We start from the raw sequence: 19,342 nt of genomic DNA, 5'->3' as shown, positions 1-19,342 counted from the left end.
GGTTTCCCGCCCGGGTGTCGGTCACGATGTGTGCGTGTCCATGTGGCGACTGTGGCCGGCGCTCTGCTCGGCACTCTGGGCGGCGCCGCGGCGGGCGGCGTCAGGGTGGGCGCGCCGGGTCCCGGCGGGAGTGGCGATCGTCCTGGTGGTGCTGGGCGTGGTGGCGACCGCCGTCGGGCTGGACTCGCCGTCGGACGGCAGCGTCGTGCCGCTGGGCTGGCGCGCCGACGGCGTGGTGGTGGACGTCCCGGGGCCGCCCGGCGGGCCGGGGCTGCGCACCGGTGACCTGGTGACCGGCGTTTCCGGGCACCGGCTCGCCGACGGTCTGGGCGCCGTCCCCCGCCCGCGGCCGGGCACGACCCTGGTCTACGACGTGGTCCGCGGGCGGGCGATGACGACGGTGGTGGTCGGGGCCGGCCGCCCCGATCCGTACCCGCTGCTCGTGGCGGGCTGGGGCGATCTCGTCTTCGTCCTCGCGCTGGCCGGGCTGGCCGTCGCGCTGTATCTGCGGCGGCCCGAGGAGCCCGCGACGGCTCCGCTGCTCGTGCTCGCGTCGGGGCTGCTGGGCAGCACGCTCACCGTCACGGCCGGGCTGCCCGCCCTCGCCCTGGCCACCGGCGGCGCCCAGCTGTGGCTGTTCCACCTCAACGCGATCGCGGCGTACTCGATCTCGTGGGGAGGGCTGCTGGCCTTCACGGTCGCGTTCGCCGCCCCCCGGCCGCTGCCGGCGCGCAGCCGCCGGGCGATGGCCGTCGCGTACGCCGCGCCGCCGGCCGCGATGGCGCTCTGGTGCGCGATCGCCGCGCTGGCGGCCCCCAACGCGCTCGGCCGGCTCGGCCTGGTGCACGGCGGCCAGACGGCGGTCGTGGCGGCCAGCCTGGTCACCAGCACGGCGTGGGGCTTCATCGGCTACCGCCGCAACCCCGACCCGCTGACGCGCGGCAGGATGCGCTGGCTGCTGGCGGGCGGCGCGGGCGCGACGCTGCTGAGCCTGGCCGGCTGGCACCTCCCCGAGCTGCTCGCCGCGGCGCGTCCCCTGCCGGCGGGCGCCCTCGGGCTGTCGGGGCTGCCGTTCGTGGCCGGGATCGGGATCGCGCTGCGCCGCCATCGCCTGTTCGACATCGAGCGGCTGGCCAACCGGTCGCTGGTGTACGCGGGCGTGGTCGCGATCCTGGTCGCCGGGTACGCCGCCGTCGTGGCGCTGCTGGTCAGCGGGCTGGGGTTGTCGCAACCGGTGGCCGCCGCGCTCACCGCGGCCGGGGCGGCGCTCGCGCTGGCCCCGCTGCGCGCGCTGGCGCAGAGCACGGTCAACCGGGTGATGTACGGCGACCGCCACGACCCGTCCGCGGCGCTGACCCGCCTCGGCACCCGGTTGCAGGCGGTGCTGCTGCCCGCCGACGTGCTTCCGGCGATCGTCGAGACCGTGGCCCGGTCGCTGCGCGTCCCGCACGCGGCGATCGACCTGGTGGACGGCTCGGGCGCCGGTCACCGGGCCGCGCAGTACGGCGTACCCGTCGGCGAGGTGCACGTCGAGCCGCTGCGCTACCACGGAACGCTCATCGGGCACCTGCGCGTCTCGGCGCGCGGCGGCGACGATCCGCTCGACCCCGTCGACCTCGGCCTGATCGCCTCCCTGGCGCAGCAGGTGGGCACCGCGGTGCAGGCGGTCCGGCTGCATGACGACCTGGTCAGGTCCCGCGCCGACGTCGTGGCCTCGCGCGAGGACGAGCGCCGCCGGTTACGCCGCGACCTGCACGACGGGCTGGGCCCGACCCTGGCCGCGATCCGGCTCAAGGCCGGCCTCGCCGCGCGGGACGTACCGCCCGGCTCGGCGGCGCGCCCGCTGCTCGACGAGATCTCCGCGGAGGCGGCGGCGTCGCTGACCGACGTGCGGCGCCTGGTCGAGGCGCTGCGCCCGCCCGCGCTGGACGAGCTCGGCGTCGTCGGCGCCATCAGGGCGCGGGCGGCGACCCTGTCGGGCGCCATGTCCATCGAGGTCATCGGCACGGAGCCGCTGCCGGCGCTCCCGGCCGCGGTCGAGACCGCCGCCTACCGGATCGCCGTCGAGGCGATCACGAACGCGCTCCGCCACAGCGGCGCGACCCGCTGTACCGTGACGGTCACGACGCCGGACGGCGGCGTGGAGGTGACGGTGCTGGACGACGGCCGCGGCCTCGCCCCCGGCCGGACGGCCGGCGTGGGGATCCGCTCCATGCGGGAACGGGCCGCCGAGGTGGGCGGGGTCTGGTCGATGCGCTCCCCGCCCGGCGGCGGCACCCACATCCGCGCGTTTCTGCCGACGAGCCTGGGAGGGGACCATGATCAGGCTGATCCTCGCCGATGACCACCCCGTCTTCGTGTCGGGCCTGCGGGCCCTGCTCGACGCCGAGACCGGCATGACCGTGCTGGCCGTCGCCGCCACCGGCGCGGACGCCCTGCGCCTGGCCGTCGAGCACCGGCCCGACGTCGCCGTGCTCGACGTGAACATGCCCGGCGGCGACGGGCTCACGGTCACCGCGCGGATGCGCGCCGCCGGCCTGCCCACCCGCTCGCTGATCCTGACCATGTACGACGACGACGAGAACGTGCTGGCCGCCCTGCGCGCGGGCGCCCACGGGTACGCGCTCAAGGGCGCCGGCCCCGAGGAGATCGTGGCCGCGGTGCGCGCGGTCGCCCGCGGCGAGGCGGTCTTCGGCGCCGGCGTGGCCGCGCGCATCCTGGCCCACTTCGCCCGCGCCGCGGCGGCGTCGCCGTTCCCGCAGCTCACCGAGCGCGAGCACGAGGTCCTCGGGCTCGTCGCGCGCGGCCTGGACAACACGGCGATCGCCCAGCGGCTCGGCGTGAGCGGCAAGACCGTACGCAACTACGTCTCGAACGTCCTGACCAAGCTGCACGTCGCCGACCGGTCGGCGGCCATCGTCCGGGCCCGCGAGGCGGGACTCGGCGGCGAACCGCGCTGACCCGGCCCTGAGGCACCCCGGCCCGCGCTCCCAGTCGGGCTCCCAGTCGGGCTCCCAGCCGCGCTCCCAGCCGGGCGCCGTCCGGCTCCCGGCGCGGGCTCCCGGCGCGGGCTCCCGGTCCGGAAGGGACATCTGCCCCGTGACGCCGGGACGCGACGGCGCCGACGCTGACGGTCATGAGGACGCGGGTGGCCGGCGGGCTGTGCCTGATGGCGTCGTCGGCGCTCTGCCTGGCCGGGCGCCTGGCGGGAGAGCCGGCCCTGTGCCCGGCCGGTGAGCCGGGCGTCGGGCCGGTCCGCGGCACCGGTGCGTGGCTCGCCGTCGTGGCCGTCTCGCTGGTGTACCGCGACCTGTCCACGCGAGGGGCCCGCCACGCCGGCCGGGCGCCTGCCGCCATGGTCCTCGCCCTGCTGGGCGTGGTCGCCTCGGCGGCGACCGTCGAGGCGGCGCTGCACGTCGCGGGCCCGATCCTGCCGCCCGCGCTGGCCGTCGCCGCGGCCTCGGGCATAGCGGGCCTGTCGTACGTGGCGGGCCGGGCCGGGCTGGCGCACCCGGTCGCCGTCCTGATCACGGCGGTGGCCGCGCCGCTCGGCGCCCTCACCGCCGACCTCGCCGTCCCCTACCTCCTGGGCGCCGGCCCGCTCGGCGCCGCCCTGCTCGTCAAGGCGCTCCGCGCCACGTCGGAAGGACAGACACCATGAGAATCGTCTACAAGATCCTGGCGTACGCCGTCGCCGTCGAGGTCGCCGTCCAGGCGACGGTGATCGTCCTGGGCTTCGCGGGGCTCGGCAAGTGGGTCTCGGACGGCAACGTGTTCGACAAGGCCGTCATGGAGAGCGACGACCTCCCCTTCCCGGAGGTCGTCGGCATCATCGTGCACGGCATCAACGGCGGGATCGTCATCCCCGTCATCGCTCTCCTCCTCCTGATCGTCTCGTTCTTCGCCCGGATCACCGGCGGGGTGAAGTTCGCCGCGTTCGTGCTGCTCCTCGTCGCCGCCCAGGCGATGCTCGGCTACGCGGCCCACGACCTGCCCTGGCTGGGCGGGCTGCACGGGCTCAACGCGATGGCGCTGTTCGTCGTCGCCCTGCACGCCGCCCGGCGCGCGCGGCCGGTGACCGCCGACGCGCCCGCCTCGGCGACGGTGTGAGGGTCATGGCCCTCACCCGCCGGGTGCGGCTCGTCGTGGCCTGCGCGGCGACGCTGTCCGTTCTCGCCCCACTGGCCTGGCTGTGGCAGGCCAGTGGGCTGCCGCCGGCGTACTCGGTCATGGACATGGGGCACGCCGACGGCGGCCGGCAGGCGGGCGAACCGCACCACGGGGAGCATCGGGGCGGGACCACCCGAGACCTCACCTCCCTGGTCGCCGACCCGGCGCGCCGGCCGGACGTCGTGGTGACGCTGATCGCGCGCAAGCAGCGGGTCCGGCTGGCGTCGGGCCGCGAGATCGACGGGTACACCTTCAACGGCCGCTCCCCCGGCCCCCAGATCACGGCCGTGGCGGGCCAGCTCGTACAGGTGCGGCTGGTCAACGAGTCGGTGCCCGACGGCGTGACCGTGCACTGGCACGGCGTGGACGTCCCGGGCGGGCAGGACGGCGTCGCCGGGGTCACCCAGGACGCGGTCCGGATCGGCCGGGATTTCGTCTACCGGTTCGTCGTGCGCCGGGCCGGGACGTTCTGGTACCACTCCCACCAGATGTCGCACGGGCAGGTCGCCGGGGGCCTCCTCGGCGCCCTGGTCGTCCGGCCCGCGCGCCCGCCCGCCGCCCTCGACGTCGTCGCCCTGGCACACCTCTACCACGGCATCCGCACCCTCAACGGGTCCGAGTCCGACCTCACCGTACCGGCGGCGCCAGGCGCGACGGCGCGGGTCCGCGTGATCAACACCGACAACGGCCCCACCCCCGTCTGGGTCACCGGCGCCGCGTGGCGCCTGGCCGCCGTGGACGGCACCGATCTGCACGGTCCCACGGCCGTCGAGCGGGCCGCCGTCCTCGTGACGGCCGGCGGCCGGGCCGACCTGGAGGTGACCGTGCCGCCGGGCGGCGGCTCCGTACGGGTGCAGATCGGCGGGCCGCTGTCGGTGGTGGTCGGCGGCTCCGCCGGCGTGCCGCCGAGCGCCCGCCCGGCCGCCACCCTGGACCTGCTGACCTACGGCACCCCCGCGCCCCTAGGCTTCGACGCGGCGCACCCCGGCCGCGCCTTCCGCTACGAGATGGGCCGCCGGCCGGGCTTCCTCGACGGGCTCCCCGGCCTCTACTGGACCGTCAACGGCCGCATGTATCCGGACGTGCCGATGTTCACGGTCGCCGACGGCGACGTCGTCCGCATGACGATCGTCAACGACAGCGGCGAGGTGCACCCCATGCACCTGCACGGCCATCGCGCGGTGGTACTCGCCCGCGACGGCGTGCCCGCCACCGGGAGCCCCTGGTGGGTCGACTCCCTGAACGTCGAGGACGGCGAGTCCTACGACATCGCCTTCCTCGCCGACAACCCCGGCATCTGGGTCGACCACTGCCACAACCTGCCGCACGCGCGTGAGGGGCTGCTCGTCCACCTCATGTACGAGAACGTCACGACCCCGTTCCTCATCGGCGGCCCGGCGGGCAACTCGCGAGAATGAAGGAGGACAACAGTGAGGACGGATCCCCTCCGGCTGCCCGCGTCCCTACGGCTGCAGGCGGTGGCCGGCGGCGTCGCGGGCCTGATCGCGAACGTGTTCCTGGTCCTGTTCTACGTCGTCGCGCGGCCCTGGGGCGACGATCCGGGCGACAGCCGGCTCGGCCCGGCCAACGACGTCCTCGTCCTGCTCCAGTACCTCGCGCTCGTGCCCGTGGTCCTCGGGCTGGGACGTCTCATGGCCGGCGACGCCCGCGTGCGCGTGTGGACCAGGATCGGCCTCGTCGCCGCCGTCCTGGTCGTCGTGCTGCAGGCGCTGCTGCTCACGGGTGTGCTGCCGTTCGCGTACCAGGTCGTCCCGGTGAGCCTGAGCGGCGTGGCCGGCATGTGCTGGGCCGGCGCGATCAGCGCGGCGGGGGCGCGGAGCGGCGTCCTGCCCGCGGCCGTGACCCGCCTCGGGCGCGCCATCGTGATCGGGCTGCCGGTCGCCGTCGTCGCGTTCGGCGTCGGCTTCCTCGTCACGGTCGTGGCCGACGTGTCGTGGGCCTGGGCCGCCGGCGGGATCCCGGGGGCCGTCGTCTGGACGATGTTCCCCCTGTGGACGCTGCTCGTGGGACTCCGCTAAGGCAGGGACGCGCCCTGCACGGCCTGGATGTCCAGCTCCACCTTCAGCGTCGACCCGATGAGGTTGACCCCGGCCCGCACGACCTGGTTGTACGTCATCGCGAAGTCCTCGCGGCGCAGCTCCGTCACCGCCCGGAACGCCGCCCGCAGGCCGCCCCACGGGTCCGGACCGGTCCCGAGGTAGGCCAGGTCGAGGTCGACCGGCCGCTGCACCCCGGCGAGCGTCAGCGTCCCGTGCACGATCCACCGGTCGGAGCCCGCGGGCGTGAGCCCGGTGCTGCGGAAAGAGATCATCCGGTACGCGGCGGCGTCCAGGAAGTCGGCCGAGCGGAGATGGTCGTCCCGGGTGCCGTTGCCCGTGTCGATCGACGCGGCCACGATGTCGGCGGCCACCGACGAGGTCTCGGGGTCCGGGCCGATCTCGATCCGCCCGGCGAACTGGGTGAACCGGCCCCGCACGGTGCTGAGCCCCAGGTGCTGGGCCGTGGCCGCGATCGTGCAGTGGGCGGGGTCGAGCGTCCAGATCCCGGGCGGGGGAAGCTCGGCGCCGCCCTGCCGGGCCAGCACCACCGTGCCCAGCTCGGCGGTGCCGGACGCGGTGGCGATCGCCGTCATCGCGGCGGGCGTGTATCCGGCCGCGGTGGTGACGGCCGTGTAGGCGCCGGGCGCCAGCGGGCCGGTCGACACGGCGCCCTCGGCGTCGGCCTCGGCCCGCGCGACCTGCTGCCCGGTCATGTCGGTCACCGTGACGATCGCGTGCGGCACGGCCCACCCGTCCTTGGTGCGGATCAGGGCGTGCAGCCCCCGGCGGCCGGCCGGGGCGCCCCGCCGGTCCTGCGGGCTCACCGGGGCGCTCCGCCCGGTCTGCTCTTGGCTGGTGTACATGGTGCTCGTTCCTTCGGAGCGGTCGTCGCGCTGTCGGGTGTCGTCACTCGGCGTGGGCCAGCCACAGGTCGCGGTCGTCGTCGCGGCCGTCGATGCTCACGGTGTCGGCCACGGGCGGGTATCCGGTGGCGATGACCGTGTACTGGCCGCCGGTCAGGTCGGCGAAGGCGTACGCGCCGTCCTCGCCGGTCGTCGTGGTGCCGACCACGTTCCCGGCCGCGTCCAGCAGCGTCACCCGCGCGTCGTTCAGCGGGCCGCCGTCGCGCACCCGTACGGTGCCGCGGATCCTGGCGCCGGGCCGCAGCTCGACGTCCTGCCTGGTCAGGACGGTGCCGACGACCTCGACCGGGACGGCGGCCGGGCGGAAGGAGTCCGCGCTGACCGCGAGCGTGTAGCCGCCCGGGACCACGCCGGACAGGCCGTAGGCGCCGTCCGCGTCGGTGGCGCCCGTGGTGACGACCTCGCCGCGGACGTCGGTCAGCACGACGACCGCCCCGGGCACCGGCTTGCCCTCCAGGTCGCGGACCGCCCCGGTCAGCCTGCTCGATCCGGCGAGGACGAGGTTGAAGTCGACCGGCCGGTCGCCCACGACGAGGGTCGCCACCTGCGGTTCGCGTTCGGCGGCCGACGCGATCAGGACATAGCTCCCCATGCCGGGCGTCCAGATGGCGTACCCGCCGTCAGCGCGGGTCGCGGCCCGGGAGAGCTGCCGGCCGCGCGCGTCGATCAGCGTCAGCGTGGCGTGGCCGACCGCGTGGCCGTCGTCGCCGCTGACGGAGCCGCGGATCTCGACGCCGCCGTCCCGCGGGTCCGCCCAGGCGTCGCCCGCCGTCGCGTACGCGGGCTCGCCCGCCGAAGGCGCGGGGACGGCTGCCGAAGGCGCGGGGACGGCCGCGTGCGCCGTGGCCGGGGCCGCGCTCCGGCGCGGGAGGAAGGCGGCCAGGGCGAAGGCGAGGAGGGCGGCGCCGGCGCCGATGCCCATGACGACGCGGAAGCCGTCCTGGGAGGGGACGGCGACGGGGCCGAGCGTGATGGTCATCTGGGACAGGACGACTCCCGCCACGGCGCTGGAGACGGAGGTGCCGACCGCGCGCATGAGGGTGTTGAGGCTGTTGGCGGCGGCCGTCTCGGAGACCGGCACGGCCCCCATGACGAGGGCGGGCATGGAGGCGTAGGCGAATCCGATGCCGGCCCCGATGACGCAGGAGACCAGGACGAGCTGCCAGATCTCCGACATCAGCACGATGTTGAGGCCGTATCCGGCGGCCACGATGAGGGCGCCGATCATCAAGGTCACCTTGGGACCCCTGGCCGCGGACAGGCGGGCCGACAGCGGCGCGAGGACCATCATCACCAGGCCGGACGGCGCCATCACCAGGCCCACCGTCAGCATCGACCGGCCCAGCCCGTAGCCGGTGGCCTCGGGCAGCTGCAGCACCTGCGGCAGCACCAGGGACATCGCGAACATCGCGAAGCCCATCATGGTGGAGGCGAGGTTCGTGAACAGCACCTGGCGCCGCGCGGTGGTGCGCAGGTCCACCATCGGCTCCCGGGTGCTCAGCTCCCACCAGCCCCACAGCAGCAGCAGCACGACCGCCGCGGCGAACAGGCCGATCGTGAGGGAGTCGCCCCAGCCCCAGTCCGCGCCCTTGGAGATCGCCAGGAGCAGGCACACCAGCGCGGCCGACAGTCCGGCGGCGCCGACCACGTCGAAGCGCCCGCCGCCGCGCACCGCGGATTCGGGCACGAGGGCCAGCACCACCACCAGGGCCACGGCACCGAGACCGGCCGCGGTCCAGAACAGCGCGTGCCAGTCGGCGTTCTCGGCGATGAGGGCGGCGGCGGGCAGGCCCAGGGCGCCGCCCACGCCGAGCGAGGCGCTCATGAGCGCGGTCGCGGAGCCGAGCCGGTCGGCGGGCAGCTCGTCGCGCATGATGCTGATGCCGAGCGGGATGACGCCGGAGGCCAGCCCTTGCAGGGCCCGCCCGACGATCATGGGTGTCAGGGTGTCGCTGAGGGCGCACACGACCGACCCGGCGACCAGCAGGATCAGGCTGAACAGCAGCATGCGCCGCTTGCCGTACATGTCTCCCAGCCGTCCCACCACCGGCGTGGCCACCGCGCTGGCGAGCAGCGTGGCGGTGACCGCCCAGGTGGCGTCGGACGCCTCGGCTCCCAGCAGCTTGGGCAGCTCGGGAACCAGCGGGATCACCAGGGTCTGCATCAACGACACCACGATCCCGGCGAAGGCGAGCACCACCACGAAGGTGCTCGACCGCGGGGGATCGGCCGCGTGGGCGCGGCGGGCGGGGATGTTGGCCATGCGAGGTCTCCGTAAGGGGGTTGGGGGAGGCAAACGACGAGGCATTAGTAAATCAGTCGCTTGACTTAAGACTAACAGCGCGGTTTTACTGAGCACAACCGCAGGTCAGGCTCGAAGGAGGCCCTCGTGAGCAGGCGTGACGTTCCGGTACGGTGGTGCCGATGACCGGCAAGACCGTACGCGCCGAGCGTGCCGAAGTGACCCGCGAGCGCATTCTCGCGGCGGCGGAGCGGCTGTTCGCCGAGCACGGCGTGCTCGCCGTGTCCAACCGCCAGGTGAGCGAGGCCGCCGGGCAGGGCAACAACGCCGCCGTCGGCTACCACTTCGGCACCAAGACCCACCTCGTACGCGCCGTCGCCCGCAAGCACGCCGAGCCGATCGAGCGGATCCGCGAGTCGATGGTGTCCGGGCTCACCGACTCCGCCGGCGTGCGCGACTGGGTCGCCTGCATGGTGCGCCCGGTCACCGAGCACCTGTCGGACCTCGGCTCCCCCACCTGGTACGCCCGTTTCGTCGCCCAGGTGGTGACCGACCCCGCACTCCGCGCGATCATGGCCGACGAGACCCGCTCCTCCGCCTCGCTGCGGCGCACCGTCGAGGGGTTCAACCGGTGCCTGCCCGAGTTGCCCGCCGAGGTGCGCGCCGAGCGCGGCGACATGGCCCGCCAGCTGATCGTGCTCACGTGCGCCGACCGGGAGCGCGCGCTCGCCGAAGGCGCCCCCACACCCCGTGCCACCTGGCACGACGCCGCGACCGGGCTGATCGACGCGCTCGTCGGGATGTGGCTGGCGGCCGTCACGCGCGAGCCGTGACGGGCGCCGCGCGAGATCAGGTCCTGAACGGCCCGGTCACGCAGTAGGTGATGCCGCCGGACGACGACCCCGAGGTGCCGCGCTGGGAGGAGAAGTACAGCCGGTCGCCGGCGGGGCTGAAGGCCGGACCGGTGATCTCTGACGAGCTCTGGCCGTTGATCCGCAGGAACGGGGAGATCTTGTCGTCGGGTGTGATCAGGCAGATCTCCATGTTGCCGCCGTCCTCGGCCACGTACAGGTCGCCGAAGGTGGAGCCCGTGACGTTGTCGACGCCCGTCAGCGGCGCGGTGCCGGGGCTGACCAGGCTGTCGTCGTAGGCGAGCTCGTAGGTGTTGCCGGTCAGGTCGATCTGCCAGACCCGGTTGTCGCCCTTCGTGGTGAACCAGACCGTGTCGTCGGCGTAGTGGCAGCCCTCGCCGCCGTTGAACGACTTGGAGCCGGACACCTGGCTGCGCGTCGCGGTCGGCGAGCCGTCCGGGTCCGGGACGTTCGCCCAGGTGAACGAGCCTGACGTGGCGGATCCCGCCACCAGCACCTGGAGGGTGCCGGAGGACAGGTCGCCCCACGTGGTGGGGACGAACCGGTAGAAACGCCCGTTGGTCTCGTCCTCGGTGAGGTAGATCACCTGCCGTACGGGGTCGGCGGCGGCCGCCTCGTGCTTGAAGCGGCCCATCGCGGGGCGCTGCACGGCGGTGCCGCCGAACGGGTACGTCTCGTATACGAAGCCCAGGCTGACCTCCTCGCACGACAACCACGTGTTCCAGGGCGTCTTGCCACCCGCGCAGTTCTGCCGGGTGCCGGACAGGATGCGGTTCGCCGAGGTGACGGCGCCGCTGGAGTCGAACCGGACGGCCGAGGCGCCGCCGCCGGGGTTGATCTCGGAGTTGGAGACGTAGATCCAGCCGCTGCCGTCGGCGAAGCACGCGCCTCCGTCAGGGGCGTTGTGCCAGGTGTAGGACGTACCCGGAACGGCCTGACCGGAGCGGGCGATCACCTGGCTGGTGAAGCCGGCCGGCAGTTGGATGCCGTTGGCGTCGGCGGCCTGCAGCGAGCCGTAGGGACCGGGGGCGTTCTGCGCCGGCGCGGCCAGCGCGGCGCCCTGCCAGAGACTGCCGGAGAAGGCGACCGTGCTCGCGCCGAGCACGGTCGCGCGCAGGAAATTGCGGCGTTCCATCGACGAAACCTCCTTGAGAGGGTGCGGCCTCGCCGACAGTATGTCGATCAGACCGACATTCGCCCGTCAGAGAAGTTAACGGCAACAGTGCGGTACATCACATTCCCGTGCCCGGCGTGGCGTCGAAGCCGTCGATCGACTGAACTGGGTGGGACAGCCGCACGACAGAGGAAGGCCGATGACCACCGGCCGGGTGGATATCGTCGAGCAGGGGCCGCGCAGGCCCCGCCGGGCAGGGATCGCGGTGCTGGTCGCCCTCGCGGCCGTGCCGCTCCTCGGGATTCTCGCGAGCCGGGACACGAGCCGTCCCGCGCCGGCGCCCGAGCCGACGCCTGTGCCGGAGAAGACGCCTGTGCCGGTGCGCGACGCGGTCAGCGTGAGATCCAACGCCGTCTACCCGGCGGCGGACGGCGCGGGCGCGACCAGGACGCTGCGGGTCACGTTCCCCGACGGGTCGCGGGCGGAGCTGACCTACCCGGCCGGGCTGAGCCTGGACTCGCTGGGGGCGCGGCCGTACGCCGGCGGCAGGCTCACCGGTGACGGGGACTCCGGGGAGTTCCGCTCCCTGACCGCCCCGCTGTACGGCGAGGCCGAGATCGCCGCCGGCCGCCCGATGATCCGCCGTCTCACCGGCGGCGTCACGCTGTGGCCCGGGCCGCTCGGGGTGGACGGCGCCGGTTCGGTCCTGCTCTTCGCCTTCGGCGACTGGCGGCTCGCCCTGCAGGACGAACGGGCCGGGATGACCTTCGAACAGCGGCTGGCCTGGGCGGAGAACCTGCGCGGCACGCTCACCCCCGACGGCTTCCTCACCCTGTCGGCCGGCGGGCCGCTGCGGCTCTCGCGCCCCGGCGAGGTCCGCGACGGCGTGCTCGTCGGGCCGCAACTGTGGCTCGGCGGGCTGAGCCGCCGGATGCTGGTGCTGGCCCCGGTCGGCCGGCACGACCCTGGCTGCGGGCGGCTGGGCAGGGCGTCCGTCGCCCTCGACCCGCGCCACGCCATCTCGGGCAGCGCCTGCCGTGACGGCTTCTACCTGGCCGCGTCAGGCGACGAGAGCTTCGTGCGGAGCGCGCTCAGGAACGTCCGCGTCCGCGCCCTGTGAGCGACCCCACCCACCAGGCCCGGTCAGGCGCCGGTGAGATAGTTCTTGATGCCTTCGGCCAGCGCGCCGGCGATGCGCTTGCGGAAGGCGACGTCGGTCATCTTCGCCGCGTCGCCCTTGTTGCGCATGTTGCCGCACTGGATGAACACGACCGGCCGGGTCGACAGGTTGAGCCCGCCCAGGTCGGTGCGGGACCGCATGCCGTCCTCGCCCCTGTAGTTCGCGTACGGCATGCCCGTGCCGGCCTCGTATGCGTCGCGGATCGCCAGCCCGAGCCTGCGGGACGGCTCGATGACCTCGTCGTTGCGCCCGGCGATCAGCCCGGGGGTGATCACGTGGAACCCGTGCCCGCTCGGCTTGCCGCTGTCGCCGTGGATGGACACCACCGCGTCCGCCCTGGCCTCGTTCCCGATGGCCGCCCGCTCGGTGACGCAGGGGCCGACGCCGTCGTCGTTGGATCGGGTCAGCACGACCCGGGCGCCCATCTGCTCCAGGAGCGGCCTGAGGTTCTGGGTGACGCTCCAGGCGAAGGCGTTCTCCTGGTATCCGTCGGGGGTCTCGAAGCCGACGGCGTTGCAGGCTTTGCTCTTGGTGATGATGTCGACCTGGCGGTTGATCTCGTTGGGATGCGTGGCGTTCCCGCCGTTGTGCCCGGGATCGAGCACCACGACCTTGCCTGCCAGCGGTCCCTTGCTCGTGGGCGACGGCACGATCAAGCCCGACTGGCTCTGGCCCGGCGCGGCGTCGCCGCACCCACCGGACAACGCGGCCAGCAGGGTGAGTGCCACGAGTCCAGGTCGATGAACGCGCATGAACAGACCGTATCGGGCGATGACCCATCAAGACCGGAAATCGCGCCGCGGGTTCAGGGCTGTTCGGGCGTTCGCGGGACGAGCAGCCCCCGGTTGAACGCCTCGGTGACAGCGGCGGCGCGGCCGTTCACCCCGAGTTTGGCGTAGATGTTCAGCAGGTGGGACTTGACGGTGGCCTCGGTGAGGAACAGCCGGGCCGCCGCCTCCCTGTTCGTGGCTCCAGCCGCCACCAGTTGCAGCACCTCGACCTCGCGTGGGCTGAGCGGGCCCGGGGCGGGCCGGCGTACCCGGTTCATGAGCAGGGCCGCCACCGACGGCGCGAGCACCGCCTCGCCCCGGGCCGCCGCCCGGACCGCGCGCGACAGCTCGTCGCGGGGAGCGTCCTTGAGGAGGTATCCGGTGGCGCCGGCCTCGATCGCGGGGAGCACGTGGCTGTCGGTGTCGTACGTGGTCAGCACCAGCACGCGGGCCCCGATCCCCAGCTCGGCGAGCTCCCTGGTCGCGCTCACCCCGTCCATGCCCGGCATCCGCAGGTCCATGAGGATCACGTCCGGGCGCAGGGCCAGGGCCAGCCGGACCGCCTCGGCCCCGTCGGCGGCCTCGCCCAGCACCTCGAACTCCGGGTCGCGGGCGAACATGCTGCTCAGCCCGTCCCTGACCACCGGGTGATCATCCACGATCAGCAGCCCGATCGGGGCGGCGGGGCGGCTCACGCGCCCGCCTCCGCCCGATCGGCCGGGACTCGGGCCGAGATGCCCGTGCCGGTGCCCGGCTCCGACTCGACCTGCAGCGTGCCGGACAGGCTCTCCATCCGTTGCCGCATCGCGATCAGGCCGAACCCGCCGCGCTCGGCCCGCGGACCGAGCGCGGCGGTGTCGAGCGCGTTATTGAGCTGGGCCGGGTCGAAGCCGCCGCCGTCGTCGCGGACGTCCAGGGCCGCCTCGTTCTCCAGGTACGACAGCGTCACCCCCACCCTGGTCGCCCGCGCGTGCTTGGCCACGTTGGCCAGGGCTTCCTGCGCGATCCTGAGCAGCGCGGCCTCCGCCTCTGGCCGGATCGGCCGGGCCGTACCGGTCGTCGTGACCTGGACGGGGATCTCGTGCAGCGCCGACCAGCGCTCGGCGACGCCCGCCAGCGCCTCGCTCAGCATGGCCGAGCGCAGCGGCTCAGGACGCAGCGCGTGCACCGACCGCCGCGCCTCCGACAGGCTCTCCCTGGCCAGCTTGGTCGCGGCGGCGACGTGCCGGCGCCAGGCCGCCGGATCGTCGCCGGCGTGCTCGGCCGCGCGCAGCTGGCTGACGATGCCGGTCAGCCCCTGGGCCAGGGTGTCGTGGATCTCCCGCGCCATGCGCTGCCGCTCGTCCCGCACGCCGGCGTCGCGCGCCTGGGCCAGCAGCCGTTCGTGCAGGGCGGCGTTCTCCGCCAGCGACGCCGCCAGCCTGCGGTTCGCCTCGCGGACCTCGTGGAGCGCGCGCTCCCGCTCCTCGTTCTGGCGGGCGGCGCGCCGGGCGAACCAGGCGAAGGCGCACATGGGGACGACGTTCGCGGCCACGACGGCGCCGTAGGTGGCCAGGCCGACGACCGTGGTCTTGTCCACGCCGTACGCCTGCGCCGTGCCCGCGACCACCCCCACCGCGCCCACGCCGACCGCCTCCCACGGCCAGCGCAGGACCCGGAAGGCGTAGACGTACCCCACGGGGGTGAAGAAGCCGAACCACGGGTCCCTGATCACCAGGATCGCCGTGAGCAGGATCAGCACGGTGAAGAACACGGCCATCACCGGCGGCCGCCCGCGCCAGGCGGGACGGAGGGTGAAGACGCCCAGCATCCACGCCGCCACCAGCGCGCACAGGGCCAGGTCGACGATCAGGGACGCGCCCGAGCCCTTGACGGCCACGGTGACCCCGGCCAGGAGCGCCAGCAGCGCGTACGGCCCGACGATCAACGACACGGGCCACCGTGCCACCGGATCGCTCATCCGCGTCCCCCTCCCCGGCGCTCGCCCCCAGCGGACAATCTAGTCTCCGCCTCGGCTCATCCCGATGCCGGTTCGACGGCCAGGGCGTGCCGGAAGACGTTGCGCGGATCCCACCGGGCCTTCACCCGCTGGAGGCGCGGGTAGTTGTCCTTGAAGTAGAGCGTGTGCGCGGGTACGCCAGAGGTGTTCCACGCGGGATCGGCCAGGTCGGCGTCCGGGTAGTTGATGTAGGAGCCGTCGTCGACCTCGCCGGGCACGGGCACGCCGCCGGTGCCGGCGTACACGTCGCGGTAGAGCTCGCGGACCCAGGCGAGGTTGGCCGCGTCGTCCGCCTCGTCGGCCCAGACCGTCTGGTAGACCGCCTTCATGACCACGTCCCGCTGGGCGATGGCGGTGGCCCTGGGCGCCACCGCGCGGATCTGGCCGCCGTAGCCGACCAGCAGCATGCCGGCGCCCGGCCCGCCGGTGTCGTTCTTGAGGTTGCGGTAGATGGCCGCGAGCTGGGTCTCGGTGAAGCCGCGCCGCAGGTAGCCGGCCTTGATCTTGTACCGCCGGGTGAGCACGTCGCCCGGCTCGCCGCTGCCCGGCCAGGTCATCCGGTGCAGCCACGGCATCGTCCGCCGCTGGTCGTACACCGGTGTGAGATCGACGCCGTCCGTCACCGCCGACACGAAGCCCGTCACCATGCCGTCGGCGCCGGGGAGGTCCGCGTCGATCTGCGCGACCAGCATGACGGTCCCGCCGGCGCGGTGCGACGGCTGGAGGAGCCCGTACAGCCCGGCGTACGGGGAGCCGGGCGCGCTGTTGCGCTCGTGCCAGGTCCCGAAGTTACGCAGCAGCCCGGTGAGCGCCTGCTCGGTCATGTGCTCCCAGGACCAGATGACCACGTGCTGCACCATCCGCCGGGGTGCCGGGGGCAGCAGCCGGGACGGGTCGGTGCCGGCGGCCCCGGGCGAGCGCAGCCAGTACCGGGTCACCACCCCGAAGTTGCCGCCGCCACCGCCGGTGTGCGCCCACCACAGGTCACGGTTCGGGTCGTCCGGCTCCCGGGTGGCGACCACCGCGCGGGCGGTGCCGTCGCGGTCGACCACCACGACCTCCACGCCGTACAGGTGATCCACCACCGAGCCGTGGCGCCGGGACAGCGCCCCGTACCCGCCGCCCGCGAAGTGCCCGCCGGCGCCCACCTCCGGGCAACTGCCCCCGGGGATCGTCACGCCCCAGCCGGTGAGCAGCGTCCGGTACACGTGACCGAGAGTGGCCCCGGGTTGCACCGCGAACGCCCGCCGGCCGGCGTCATAGCCGACCGCGTCCATCGGCGACAGGTCCAGCAGCACCCGCACCGCCGGGTCTGCGGTGAAGCTCTCGAAGCAGTGCCCGCCGCTGCGCACCGCGACCCGGCGGCCGGACCGCACCGCCTCCCGCACCGCGCGCACCACCTGGTCGGTCGACCCGACCACGCGGATCTCGTCCGGGCGGCCGGCGAAGCGGAAGTTGTTGCCCCGCAACAGGTTGTCGTAGCGCGAGTCGCCCGGACGCACCGTCACCGGGCCGAACACCGCCGAGTCCGAGTCCGCCGCCGCGACGCCGGCATCCCACGTGCCGGCCGCCACAGTGGCCGCCACAGTAGCCGCCCCTGTGACCGCCCCTGTGACCACCGCTGTGGCCGCCGCCGCACCCGCACCCGCACCGGCGAGCAGCCCCCGGCGGCTCACCGCCGCGCGCTCACTCCCGTCGCCTGCTTCTGGCATGTGTCCCGCTCCCTTCCGATCGAAGGCCGTCAGCGTCTCAATCCGGCAGCGAGCCGCACATCCGCCTATGTCATGAATCGGCGGCTGAGCTCCTCGCCCCTCCGGACGGCTGATCCGCCCCGCCGATCGGCTGACGGGCGGCCCGCCGGGAGCGCCCGCGGATGGCCCATTCGGCCACGGTGAGGTTGATGCCCCATCCCAGGCCGTGGAGCAGTGCCCTGGCGACGGTGTGGGCGTCGCCGCCCGTGGCCGCGTACCAGGCGGAGAAGAGCACCGCCTGCGTGCCCGCGCCCATGCCGAGCGCGTAGGCGCGGATCATCCAGGCGCGGTGCCGGGCGACGTCGCGACGCAGGATCGCGGCGAGGCCGAGGGCGAGGCAGACGGCCATGGCCGAGCCGGCCGCCAGGCGGAAGGCGGTCAGGAGCCCGGTGTGGCCGGCGGGAAGGTCGGAGAACAGGGTCATCCACACGCCGGTGAGCGCCGCGAGCAGGCCGCACGGCACCAGCAGCCGCCCGGCCGCCCGATGCCAGGCGGGCCTGCGGCGGCGGAAGCCGGGCGCGAACTGGAAGGCGCCCAGGACGCTGTAGACGGTGACGCCCGCGATGTGCAGCATCACCGGCACGGGGCCGGCGTGGAAGCGGGCGCTGTCCGCGGTGATGGCGGCGCCGCCGGTCAGCTCGGCCACGCGGACGGCGCCCGCGAGGACGGGGACGGCGCTGAGGGCGAGCAGTCCGGCCGGGATGAGCCGGGCGGCCTTCGTGTGGGTCATGGCTCGATGGTGGCAACGGGGGCGGGGCCGGTTCATCGGCGTAAGGGCTCGTGCTCGTTCCGCCTTTCGGCCGCCGGCGGGGTAGTACTTTCGGCCGTCGGGGCCGTGACCCGGCGGCCGTGAACCTCGTCGGCGTCTCGTCCGACTGTGCAGGGTGACGGGAGGAAGAGATGACCGATGAGCTGCTGGTGGTCCGCGCCCAGTTGGGTGAGCGGGCGGCACTGGCCGAGCTGGTGGAGCGCTGGCGGGTGCCGGTGTGGACGTACGTACGGCGCATGCTGGACGCCGAGCGGGCCGACGACGTGAGCCAGGAGGTGTGGCTGGCCGTGATCCGGGGGCTGCCCAGGTTGCGGGAGCCGGCCCGGTTCGCGCCCTGGCTGTTCACGATCGCCCGCCGGTCGGTGACCGACCGCCTGCGCAGCCAGTACGCCCGGGAGGAGCTCGCGGCCCGCGACGTGGCCGCCGAGGTCCCGGTGGAGGGCCCGGTGGCGGGCCCGGTGGCGGGCATGGCGGCGGGCCCGGTGGCGGGCATGGCGGCGGGCCCGGTGGCGGGCATGGTGGAGGCCATAGTCGACCGTGCGGAGCTGGTGAGCGCCCTGTCGGAGCTGCCGGTGCTGGAGCGGGAGATCCTCGTCCTGTTCTACCTGGAGGACCTGTCGGTGGAGGACTGCGCGCAGATCTGCCGGATCCCCGCCGGCACGGTCAAGTCCAGGCTCAACCGTGCCCGTCGCCTGCTGCGTGCCCACCTTGAGGAGAAGGGAACCCGGCCATGACCGAGGAAGAACCGCGCCTGTCGGCACGAGAGATGATCGAGCGGCTCGAACCCGCGCTGTCGCCGAAGAGGCGCGTCCGGGCGCTGGTGGCGCTGCTGGCCGGCCTGATCGGGGCGCTGTTCGCGGGCACGCTGTGGTGGAGCGAGCCAGGGCCGCTGCCGGGGCGCACCCAGCTGGCCTTCGCCATGCTCATCCTGTTCTGCCTGGCCTGGGCGGGCTACGGCGGCTGGCTGGTGACCCGCCGGGTGCCGCTGTTCGCCGCCGACCGGGTGATCGCCGCCTGGCTCGGCCTGGCCGCCTCGCTCGCCACCACCGGCGTGCTGGCCGTCGTCGCCGTCCAGCGCGGCACCGGGCTGGGCCTGACGCTGGCGGTCGGAGGGGTGTTCGTCGCGGGGGCGCTGGTGCTGGCCGTCCGCGCCCATGCCCGCCAGGCCGCGCTGCTGCGCCGCCTGCGCGAGCTGACCGACCCGCCCGGGCCGCCCTCCCCTTGACCGCCGGGCCCGGCCGACCCGCTCCCGCCTTGAGCACCGGCGCGGGGAGAGCCGGCCACCCGCTCCCGCCTTGAGTGCCGGGCCGGGGCGCCAGGCCACCTGGTCAGCGCCCCGGCCCGGGCGCGTGAAAGTTTCACGCGCCCGACCTGCGGCGGTGGCAGACGTGCTTGACGCCCCCCAGGTGAACGGTAACTCTGGCCAGTCAAGTGTTAGCGCTCACAGAGACCTGAGAGAGGTTCAGCGGTGAGCCGCGCCTGGAGGTCTTCG

Annotated in this window: 18 protein-coding genes and 1 pseudogene; 10 read left to right on the top strand and 9 right to left on the bottom strand. The window is 74.3% G+C overall.

Annotated features, from left to right (window positions below):
- Positions 1 to 40 precede the first annotated feature (40 nt).
- The 6 genes from ACIBQ1_RS42005 to ACIBQ1_RS41980 all read left to right on the top strand — a co-directional run bounded on the left by ACIBQ1_RS42005 (position 41) and on the right by ACIBQ1_RS41980 (position 6,209).
- Positions 41 to 2,344 (top strand): sensor histidine kinase, encoded by a 2,304-nt coding sequence (locus ACIBQ1_RS42005; protein WP_397286289.1) that lies wholly within the window; start codon positions 41 to 43, stop codon positions 2,342 to 2,344.
- Positions 2,319 to 2,960, top strand: coding sequence for a response regulator (locus ACIBQ1_RS42000; RefSeq protein WP_397286038.1), 642 nt, complete (start codon positions 2,319 to 2,321; stop codon positions 2,958 to 2,960). The genes ACIBQ1_RS42005 and ACIBQ1_RS42000 overlap by 26 nt, the downstream gene beginning before the upstream one ends.
- 176 nt (positions 2,961 to 3,136) lie before the next feature.
- Positions 3,137 to 3,661, top strand: coding sequence for a hypothetical protein (locus ACIBQ1_RS41995; RefSeq protein ID WP_397286036.1), 525 nt, complete (start codon positions 3,137 to 3,139; stop codon positions 3,659 to 3,661).
- The gene (locus ACIBQ1_RS41990) at positions 3,658 to 4,110 is read left to right on the top strand and encodes a hypothetical protein (protein WP_397286034.1); all 453 of its coding nucleotides are present in this window, start codon (positions 3,658 to 3,660) and stop codon (positions 4,108 to 4,110) included. The genes ACIBQ1_RS41995 and ACIBQ1_RS41990 overlap by 4 nt, the downstream gene beginning before the upstream one ends.
- A 5-nt stretch (positions 4,111 to 4,115) precedes the next feature.
- Positions 4,116 to 5,588, top strand: coding sequence for a multicopper oxidase family protein (locus ACIBQ1_RS41985; RefSeq protein ID WP_397286031.1), 1,473 nt, complete (start codon positions 4,116 to 4,118; stop codon positions 5,586 to 5,588).
- A 12-nt stretch (positions 5,589 to 5,600) separates the two neighbouring features.
- On the top strand, positions 5,601 to 6,209 hold the full coding sequence (locus tag ACIBQ1_RS41980) for a hypothetical protein (RefSeq protein WP_397286030.1): 609 nt from the start codon (positions 5,601 to 5,603) through the stop codon (positions 6,207 to 6,209).
- Here the strand turns inward: ACIBQ1_RS41980 and ACIBQ1_RS41975 are convergent.
- From ACIBQ1_RS41975 to ACIBQ1_RS41965, 3 genes and pseudogenes are all read right to left on the bottom strand, one after another.
- Positions 6,206 to 7,093 carry a YceI family protein gene (locus ACIBQ1_RS41975; RefSeq protein WP_397286028.1) on the bottom strand — a complete coding sequence of 296 codons (888 nt, stop codon included), beginning with the start codon at positions 7,091 to 7,093 and terminating at the stop codon, positions 6,206 to 6,208. The two genes, ACIBQ1_RS41980 and ACIBQ1_RS41975, sit on opposite strands and share 4 nt — an antisense overlap.
- Before the next feature lie 43 nt (positions 7,094 to 7,136).
- On the bottom strand, positions 7,137 to 7,745 hold the full coding sequence (locus ACIBQ1_RS41970) for a collagen binding domain-containing protein (RefSeq protein ID WP_397286288.1): 609 nt from the start codon (positions 7,743 to 7,745) through the stop codon (positions 7,137 to 7,139).
- Between the two features lie 222 nt (positions 7,746 to 7,967).
- A pseudogene (locus ACIBQ1_RS41965) lies at positions 7,968 to 9,416 on the bottom strand (MFS transporter); the annotation flags it as partial.
- A 161-nt stretch (positions 9,417 to 9,577) separates the two neighbouring features.
- Here ACIBQ1_RS41965 and ACIBQ1_RS41960 point away from each other — a divergent pair.
- Positions 9,578 to 10,228, top strand: a complete 651-nt coding sequence (locus ACIBQ1_RS41960; RefSeq protein ID WP_397286026.1) for a TetR/AcrR family transcriptional regulator — start codon at positions 9,578 to 9,580, stop codon at positions 10,226 to 10,228.
- 16 nt (positions 10,229 to 10,244) lie between these two features.
- On the opposite strand, the gene ACIBQ1_RS41955 is transcribed toward ACIBQ1_RS41960, so the two are convergent.
- On the bottom strand, positions 10,245 to 11,402 hold the full coding sequence (locus ACIBQ1_RS41955) for an alkaline phosphatase PhoX (RefSeq protein ID WP_397286024.1): 1,158 nt from the start codon (positions 11,400 to 11,402) through the stop codon (positions 10,245 to 10,247).
- 178 nt (positions 11,403 to 11,580) lie between these two features.
- Between ACIBQ1_RS41955 and ACIBQ1_RS41950 the strand changes: the two genes are divergently transcribed.
- Positions 11,581 to 12,501: a hypothetical protein gene (locus ACIBQ1_RS41950; RefSeq protein WP_397286022.1), complete on the top strand. Its 921-nt coding sequence runs from the start codon at positions 11,581 to 11,583 to the stop codon at positions 12,499 to 12,501.
- Between the two features lie 23 nt (positions 12,502 to 12,524).
- On the opposite strand, the gene ACIBQ1_RS41945 is transcribed toward ACIBQ1_RS41950, so the two are convergent.
- The 5 genes from ACIBQ1_RS41945 to ACIBQ1_RS41925 form a co-directional block, all read right to left on the bottom strand.
- Positions 12,525 to 13,313, bottom strand: a complete 789-nt coding sequence (locus ACIBQ1_RS41945; protein ID WP_397286020.1) for an N-acetylmuramoyl-L-alanine amidase — start codon at positions 13,311 to 13,313, stop codon at positions 12,525 to 12,527.
- Between the two features lie 53 nt (positions 13,314 to 13,366).
- Positions 13,367 to 14,026, bottom strand: a complete 660-nt coding sequence (locus tag ACIBQ1_RS41940; protein WP_397286018.1) for a response regulator — start codon at positions 14,024 to 14,026, stop codon at positions 13,367 to 13,369.
- Positions 14,023 to 15,291: a sensor histidine kinase gene (locus ACIBQ1_RS41935; RefSeq protein ID WP_397286016.1), complete on the bottom strand. Its 1,269-nt coding sequence runs from the start codon at positions 15,289 to 15,291 to the stop codon at positions 14,023 to 14,025. The genes ACIBQ1_RS41940 and ACIBQ1_RS41935 overlap by 4 nt, the downstream gene beginning before the upstream one ends.
- Positions 15,292 to 15,347: 56 nt before the next feature.
- Positions 15,348 to 17,042, bottom strand: coding sequence for an FAD-binding oxidoreductase (locus ACIBQ1_RS41930; RefSeq protein WP_397286014.1), 1,695 nt, complete (start codon positions 17,040 to 17,042; stop codon positions 15,348 to 15,350).
- Between the two features lie 70 nt (positions 17,043 to 17,112).
- Entirely contained in the window at positions 17,113 to 17,811 is a 699-nt protein-coding gene (locus ACIBQ1_RS41925; protein WP_397286012.1) for a DUF2306 domain-containing protein, read from the bottom strand.
- A 170-nt stretch (positions 17,812 to 17,981) separates the two neighbouring features.
- On the opposite strand from ACIBQ1_RS41925, the gene ACIBQ1_RS41920 reads away from it, so the two are divergent.
- Together ACIBQ1_RS41920 and ACIBQ1_RS41915 are read left to right on the top strand one after the other, a co-directional pair.
- Positions 17,982 to 18,584 carry an RNA polymerase sigma factor gene (locus ACIBQ1_RS41920; RefSeq protein WP_397286010.1) on the top strand — a complete coding sequence of 201 codons (603 nt, stop codon included), beginning with the start codon at positions 17,982 to 17,984 and terminating at the stop codon, positions 18,582 to 18,584.
- On the top strand, positions 18,581 to 19,075 hold the full coding sequence (locus tag ACIBQ1_RS41915; protein ID WP_397286008.1) for a hypothetical protein: 495 nt from the start codon (positions 18,581 to 18,583) through the stop codon (positions 19,073 to 19,075). Before ACIBQ1_RS41920 ends, ACIBQ1_RS41915 begins: the two co-directional genes overlap by 4 nt.
- Positions 19,076 to 19,342: the final 267 nt, after the last annotated feature.

The sequence above is a fragment of the Nonomuraea sp. NPDC050153 genome, from assembly GCF_044460125.1.
Lineage (GTDB): Bacteria > Actinomycetota > Actinomycetes > Streptosporangiales > Streptosporangiaceae > Nonomuraea.
The sequence above is the reverse complement of the archived record's forward strand: the minus strand, read 5'-3'. Positions and strand labels throughout refer to the sequence as shown.

Coding starts and splice junctions, on each gene's coding strand:
- ACIBQ1_RS42005 (WP_397286289.1), top strand. CDS start 41: ATGTGGCGACTGTGGCCGGCGCTCTGCTCGGCACTCTGGGCGGCGCCG.
- ACIBQ1_RS42000 (WP_397286038.1), top strand. CDS start 2,319: ATGATCAGGCTGATCCTCGCCGATGACCACCCCGTCTTCGTGTCGGGC.
- ACIBQ1_RS41995 (WP_397286036.1), top strand. CDS start 3,137: ATGAGGACGCGGGTGGCCGGCGGGCTGTGCCTGATGGCGTCGTCGGCG.
- ACIBQ1_RS41990 (WP_397286034.1), top strand. CDS start 3,658: ATGAGAATCGTCTACAAGATCCTGGCGTACGCCGTCGCCGTCGAGGTC.
- ACIBQ1_RS41985 (WP_397286031.1), top strand. CDS start 4,116: ATGGCCCTCACCCGCCGGGTGCGGCTCGTCGTGGCCTGCGCGGCGACG.
- ACIBQ1_RS41975 (WP_397286028.1), bottom strand. CDS start 7,093: ATGTACACCAGCCAAGAGCAGACCGGGCGGAGCGCCCCGGTGAGCCCG.
- ACIBQ1_RS41970 (WP_397286288.1), bottom strand. CDS start 7,745: ATGGGGAGCTATGTCCTGATCGCGTCGGCCGCCGAACGCGAACCGCAG.
- ACIBQ1_RS41960 (WP_397286026.1), top strand. CDS start 9,578: ATGACCGGCAAGACCGTACGCGCCGAGCGTGCCGAAGTGACCCGCGAG.
- ACIBQ1_RS41955 (WP_397286024.1), bottom strand. CDS start 11,402: ATGGAACGCCGCAATTTCCTGCGCGCGACCGTGCTCGGCGCGAGCACG.
- ACIBQ1_RS41950 (WP_397286022.1), top strand. CDS start 11,581: ATGACCACCGGCCGGGTGGATATCGTCGAGCAGGGGCCGCGCAGGCCC.
- ACIBQ1_RS41945 (WP_397286020.1), bottom strand. CDS start 13,313: ATGCGCGTTCATCGACCTGGACTCGTGGCACTCACCCTGCTGGCCGCG.
- ACIBQ1_RS41935 (WP_397286016.1), bottom strand. CDS start 15,291: ATGAGCGATCCGGTGGCACGGTGGCCCGTGTCGTTGATCGTCGGGCCG.
- ACIBQ1_RS41930 (WP_397286014.1), bottom strand. CDS start 17,042: ATGCCAGAAGCAGGCGACGGGAGTGAGCGCGCGGCGGTGAGCCGCCGG.
- ACIBQ1_RS41925 (WP_397286012.1), bottom strand. CDS start 17,811: ATGACCCACACGAAGGCCGCCCGGCTCATCCCGGCCGGACTGCTCGCC.
- ACIBQ1_RS41920 (WP_397286010.1), top strand. CDS start 17,982: ATGACCGATGAGCTGCTGGTGGTCCGCGCCCAGTTGGGTGAGCGGGCG.
- ACIBQ1_RS41915 (WP_397286008.1), top strand. CDS start 18,581: ATGACCGAGGAAGAACCGCGCCTGTCGGCACGAGAGATGATCGAGCGG.